This window comes from Roseomonas sp. TS2 (genome assembly GCF_058833935.1).
Genome location: NZ_JCACVY010000264.1, coordinates 1 through 4,475 on the forward strand (window position 1 = coordinate 1; position 4,475 = coordinate 4,475).

Genomic DNA, 4,475 nt, shown 5'->3' on the forward strand with positions numbered 1-4,475 from the left:
CCGCGAGCATGCAGGCCGAGCCCGGGCCGGCGCGGACCCTGGCCGCCCAGCGCCTGCGGCAGCGGCTGGAGGAGGCCGCCCGCGCGCCCGCCCCCGCCGACCCCTGGGCCGCGCTGCTGCGCGAAGGGCTGGTGGAGCGGCTGCGCGAGCTGGTGGAGCAGTGGCGCCAGACCCTGCTGCTGACCGAGCGGCTGCTGGCCGTGCAGCCGGCCGAGGCCGCCCCCGCCCCCGAGCGCCGCGTGCCCGGCCATGTGGACCCGGTGCTGGCCGCCTTCTCCGGCCTCGCCGCCGGCGGCGCGGTGCTGCTGGGCGGGGCCATCTGGGTCGGCACCGGCTGGGCGCATGGCGCCAGCCTGGCGATGATGGGCGCCGTCGCCCTCTGCATCTTCGCCCAGCTCGACGACCCGGCGCCGGCGCTGCGCCTGTTCATCCTCGGCGCCGCCGCGGCGGTGCTGATCGCCGGCCTCTACCAGTTCGCCATCCTGCCGCGCATCGACGGCTTCCCGCTGCTGATCCTGGTGCTGGCGCCGCTCTACCTGCCGGCCGGCGCGCTGATGGCGCAGCCGGCGATGATGGCGCCGGCGCTGGCCGTGGCCGCCACCGTGCCGGCGGTGCTCAACCTGCAGGAGACCTACAGCGCCGATTTCGCCAGCTATGCCGATGGCGGGCTGGCGACGCTGGGCGGGCTGGCGCTGGCGCTGGTCATCACCCGGGTGGCGCGCGCCTTCGGCGTGGCCTGGCGGGTGCGCCGCCTGGCGGGGGCCGACCGGCGGGACCTCGCCCGGCTGGCGGAGGGGCGCAGCGCCGCCGACCTCCGCCGCATCCTCGCCGTCATGCTCGACCGGTTCGAGGCGCTGGCGGCGCGGCTCGGCGCCGTCGATGCCCGCGCCGTGCCGGTCTCCGAGCTGGCCGACCTGCGCGCGGCGCTGAACCTGCTGCGGCTGCGCGAGGCGCGCGCCAGCCTGCCCGCCGCCCCCGGCGCGGCGCTGGACGCCACCTTCGCCGCCATCGCCGCCGAGGCGCGCGGCGCCCTGCCCCGCGCGTCGCTGCTGCAGCGGCTGGACGCGGCGCTGGCCGCCTGCGCCGCCGAGCCCGGCCGCGCGGCGCGGCGCGCGGCGGTCTCGCTCTCCGGCCTGCGCCTCGCCCTCTTCCCCGGGGCGCCACCTCCGGCCCTGTCAGCCCCGGCGCCGCAACACGGGAGCCTGCCCGCATGATCGCGGAGATCGACCTCTACGGCATCTACCTGCCGGCGCTGCTGGTCTGGGCGGCGCTGGCGCTGCCGGCCTTCGCCCTGCTGCGCGCCCTGCTGCGCCGCGCCGGCCTGTACCGGCTGGTCTGGCACCCGCCGCTCTTCGACCTCGCCCTCTACATCCTCACCCTCGGCGGCGTCGCCGCCCTCACGGAGTCGCTGCTGTCATGAAGCCCCTGCTGGCGCGCGCCGCGCGCATCCTGCTCACCCTGGCGCTGGCCGGCGCCGCCGGGCTGATGGGCTGGCAGCTCTGGCGCTACTACATGGAATCGCCCTGGACGCGGGATGGCCGCGTGCGGGCCGACATCATCGGCATCGCGCCCGACGTCTCCGGCTTCGTGGCCGAGGTGCTGGTGGCCGACAATGCGGCGGTGCGGCAGGGCCAGCCCCTGCTGCGGCTGGACCAGTCCCGCTTCGCCCTCGCCCTGCAGCAGGCCGAGGCAGTGGTGGCCAGCCGCGCCGCCACGCTGGAGCGCGCCCGCCGCGACGAGCGCCGCTACGACCGCCTCACCGAGGGCGTCGTCTCCATCCAGCGGCAGGACCAGGCGCATTCCGAGGCGGCCACCGCCGCCGCCGCGCTGCAGGAGGCCGAGGCGCAGCGCGACCTCGCCCGGCTGAACCTGGAGCGCACCGAGATCCGCGCGCCCACGGGCGGCACCATCACCAACCTGACGCTGCGGCCCGGCGCCTATGTCGCCGCCGGCAGCGCGGTGATGGCGCTGGTCGATGCCGGCAGCCTGCATGTGCAGGGCTATTTCGAGGAGACAAAGCTCGGCCGCATCCACCCCGGCGACCCGGCGCGGGTGGTGCTGATGGGCGATGCGCGCCCCCTCTCCGGCCGGGTGGAGAGCATCGCCGGCGGCATCGCGGACCGCGAGCAGGCGGGCGGGCTGGTGGCCAACGTCAACCCCACCTTCTCCTGGGTGCGGCTGGCGCAGCGCGTGCCGGTGCGCATCGCTCTGGAGGAGATCCCGGAGGGGATGCGGCTGATCCCGGGGCGGACGGCCACGGTGACGGTCATGCCGGGCGGCGTGGCGCCCTCCCTGCTGCGGCCCTGAGGCCGGTCAGGGCGGGGCGGCGCGTCCCGCCGCACCCGGCGCCCTGGCCGCATGGGCATGGGCCAGCGCCGCCAGCACGCGCCGCGCGGCCTCCTCCGGCGCCAGCCCGGCATTGTCCAGCGTCACGTCGCTGAAGAGGCGGCGGTGGTAGCCCTCGGCATACATGGCGCGGATGCGGGCCTGCTCCGCCGCATCCGGCACCCGGCCGCCGCGCGGGCCCAGCGCCACCTCCAGCGGCGGCGCCAGCGTCACCACCGAGAGGGTGGCGCCGCGCGCTACGCAGGCGGTGCGCAGGCGGCGGTAGCCCGCCTCGTCCAGCGGGTAGGCGGAGACCAGGCAGGGGGCTGCGCTTTCGCGGATCTGCCGCAGGATGCGGCCCAGCGCCCCCGCCCAGCGCTGCTCGGGCGGCAGCTCCGCCGGCAGCCCGTGCTCGTCGCCCTCGATGAAGCCCGCGCCCGGGATCAGCGCCGCCAGCGCCCGGCCCACGCTCGACTTGCCGCTGTTGATGGCGCCGTTCAGGTGGATCACCCGCAGCGGCGCCTCCGGCGCGGCGGCACCGGCCAGCAGGGCGCGGCGGGCCAGCAGCCAGCCCAGCAGCCCGGCCACCCCGGCCAGCACCACGCCGCCGGCCACCGTCTCCTCGGCGGCGGGCAGCAGGGCCAGCAGCCAGGCCGGGCCGTGTTCCGGCAGGAACTCGACGGAGGGCGGCAGGAGCAGCCGGCCGAGCGCGTACTCGGCGGGCAGCAGCACGGCATGGGTGAGCGGGTTGCCGAGCGCGAGGCAGGCGGCGGCGGCCACGGGAAGACTGCCGCGCAGCAGCAGCGCGAAGCCGGCGGCGAAGAGGAGATGCAGCCCGAAGGCCGGAAGCATGGCGGCGGCGGCGCCGGCCGCCAGGCCGCGGGCAACCCTGCGGGCGCCGCCGGGCGAGGCCAGAAGCCCCGCCCATCTCTCCCGCAGCGCCCGCATCATGCCCGGCGACTCATGCGGCGGGAGACCCTGCCCTCAGACCTTCTCGACCTGGGCGTATTCCAGCTCGACCGGCGTGGCGCGGCCGAAGATGGATACGGAGACCTTCACGCGGCCGCGCTCCTCGTCCACCTCCTCCACCGTGCCGTTGAAGCTGGTGAAGGGGCCGTCGGCGACGCGCACCTGCTCGCCCACCTCGAAGACGATGGCGGGGCGCTTGGGCTTGTCCACGCCCTCCTGCACCTGCTGCACGATGCGCAGCGCCTCGGCCTCGGAGATCGGGCTCGGCTTGTTGCGGGCGCCGAGGAAGCCGGTGACCTTCGGCGTGTCCTTCACCAGGTGCCACGCCTCGTCGGTCATCTGCATCTTCACCAGCACGTAGCCGGGGAAGAACTTGCGCTCGGAATTGACCTTCTGGCCGCGGCGCACCTCGGTCACCTCCTCGGAGGGAACCAGGATGTCGCCGAACTTCTCGGCCAGCCCCTTCTGCGCCGCCTGCTCCTTGATCTGCTGGGCGATCTTCTTCTCGAAACCCGAGTAGACGTGGACGACGTACCACCTCATTTCGGCCATGGAACCCCTCCCGTCCTTATCAGGCGCCAAAGCCGAACAGCAGGCTCACCAGGAACTGGATGAGCTTGTCCGTCAGCAGGAAGAACACCGCGGCCAGGGCCGAAAGCGCCAGCACCAGCCCGGTGGTGATCAACGTCTCCTTGCGCGTCGGCCAGGTGACCCGGGCCACCTCCTGCCGCACGTCGCGGATGAACAGCACAGGATCGAGCTTCGCCAAAATCGCAACCCTAATGGTTCAAGGGAGACACGCTTCGCGGGCGGCATCCGGACCGGAGCCACCCCGCAAGACCCGGCCCCCCCGGCGGGAGGCGGCCCATGCAGAACGTGGGCGGTGCTGGCAGGGGCGGAGGGTCTCGAACCCCCAACCTCCGGTTTTGGAGACCGGCGCTCTAGCCAATTGAGCTACGCCCCTGCGCGGCGCCATCGCTGCGCGAGGAGGCGTCTATAGGTCAAGGCGGCGGCGCTGTCGAGAGGGTCGGGCGGGGTTGAAACCGCCAATGGGGCGGGATTCCGCTCCGCCCGGGAAAGGCCCCGGGCGGGGCGGGCGCAGGAGGCGGCGGGCACAAAAAAACGGGCCGCCCCGAGGGGCGGCCCGCTGGCGGCCGGCCGGCGAACCGGCGGCCGCGCGT

6 protein-coding genes and 1 tRNA gene are annotated in these 4,475 nt (G+C 75.3%); 3 read left to right on the top strand and 4 right to left on the bottom strand.

All coding sequences use genetic code 11. From position 1 onward, the window contains the following. The 3 genes from ACZJYS_RS22900 to ACZJYS_RS22910 form a co-directional block, all read left to right on the top strand. Positions 1-1,214 (top strand): FUSC family protein (locus tag ACZJYS_RS22900; protein WP_493180444.1); only part of this gene is annotated, 1,214 nt, incomplete at its 5' end. Beyond that, positions 1,211-1,420, top strand: a complete 210-nt coding sequence (locus ACZJYS_RS22905; protein ID WP_109517979.1) for a DUF1656 domain-containing protein — start codon at positions 1,211-1,213, stop codon at positions 1,418-1,420. The genes ACZJYS_RS22900 and ACZJYS_RS22905, both read left to right, overlap by 4 nt. Continuing rightward, positions 1,417-2,307, top strand: coding sequence for an efflux RND transporter periplasmic adaptor subunit (locus ACZJYS_RS22910; RefSeq protein WP_493180445.1), 891 nt, complete (start codon positions 1,417-1,419; stop codon positions 2,305-2,307). The genes ACZJYS_RS22905 and ACZJYS_RS22910 overlap by 4 nt, the downstream gene beginning before the upstream one ends. A 6-nt stretch (positions 2,308-2,313) precedes the next feature. On the opposite strand, the gene ACZJYS_RS22915 is transcribed toward ACZJYS_RS22910, so the two are convergent. From ACZJYS_RS22915 to ACZJYS_RS22930, 4 genes are all read right to left on the bottom strand, one after another. Then, entirely contained in the window at positions 2,314-3,276 is a 963-nt protein-coding gene (locus ACZJYS_RS22915) for a DUF2062 domain-containing protein (RefSeq protein ID WP_493180446.1), read from the bottom strand. A 33-nt stretch (positions 3,277-3,309) separates the two neighbouring features. Continuing rightward, entirely contained in the window at positions 3,310-3,846 is a 537-nt protein-coding gene (nusG, locus tag ACZJYS_RS22920) for a transcription termination/antitermination protein NusG (protein WP_109517981.1), read from the bottom strand. 19 nt (positions 3,847-3,865) lie between these two features. Beyond that, positions 3,866-4,063, bottom strand: a complete 198-nt coding sequence (secE, locus tag ACZJYS_RS22925; protein ID WP_099097365.1) for a preprotein translocase subunit SecE — start codon at positions 4,061-4,063, stop codon at positions 3,866-3,868. Positions 4,064-4,181: 118 nt separating this feature from the next. Then, positions 4,182-4,258 (bottom strand) — tRNA-Trp (locus tag ACZJYS_RS22930). Between the last annotated feature and the right edge of the window lie 217 nt (positions 4,259-4,475).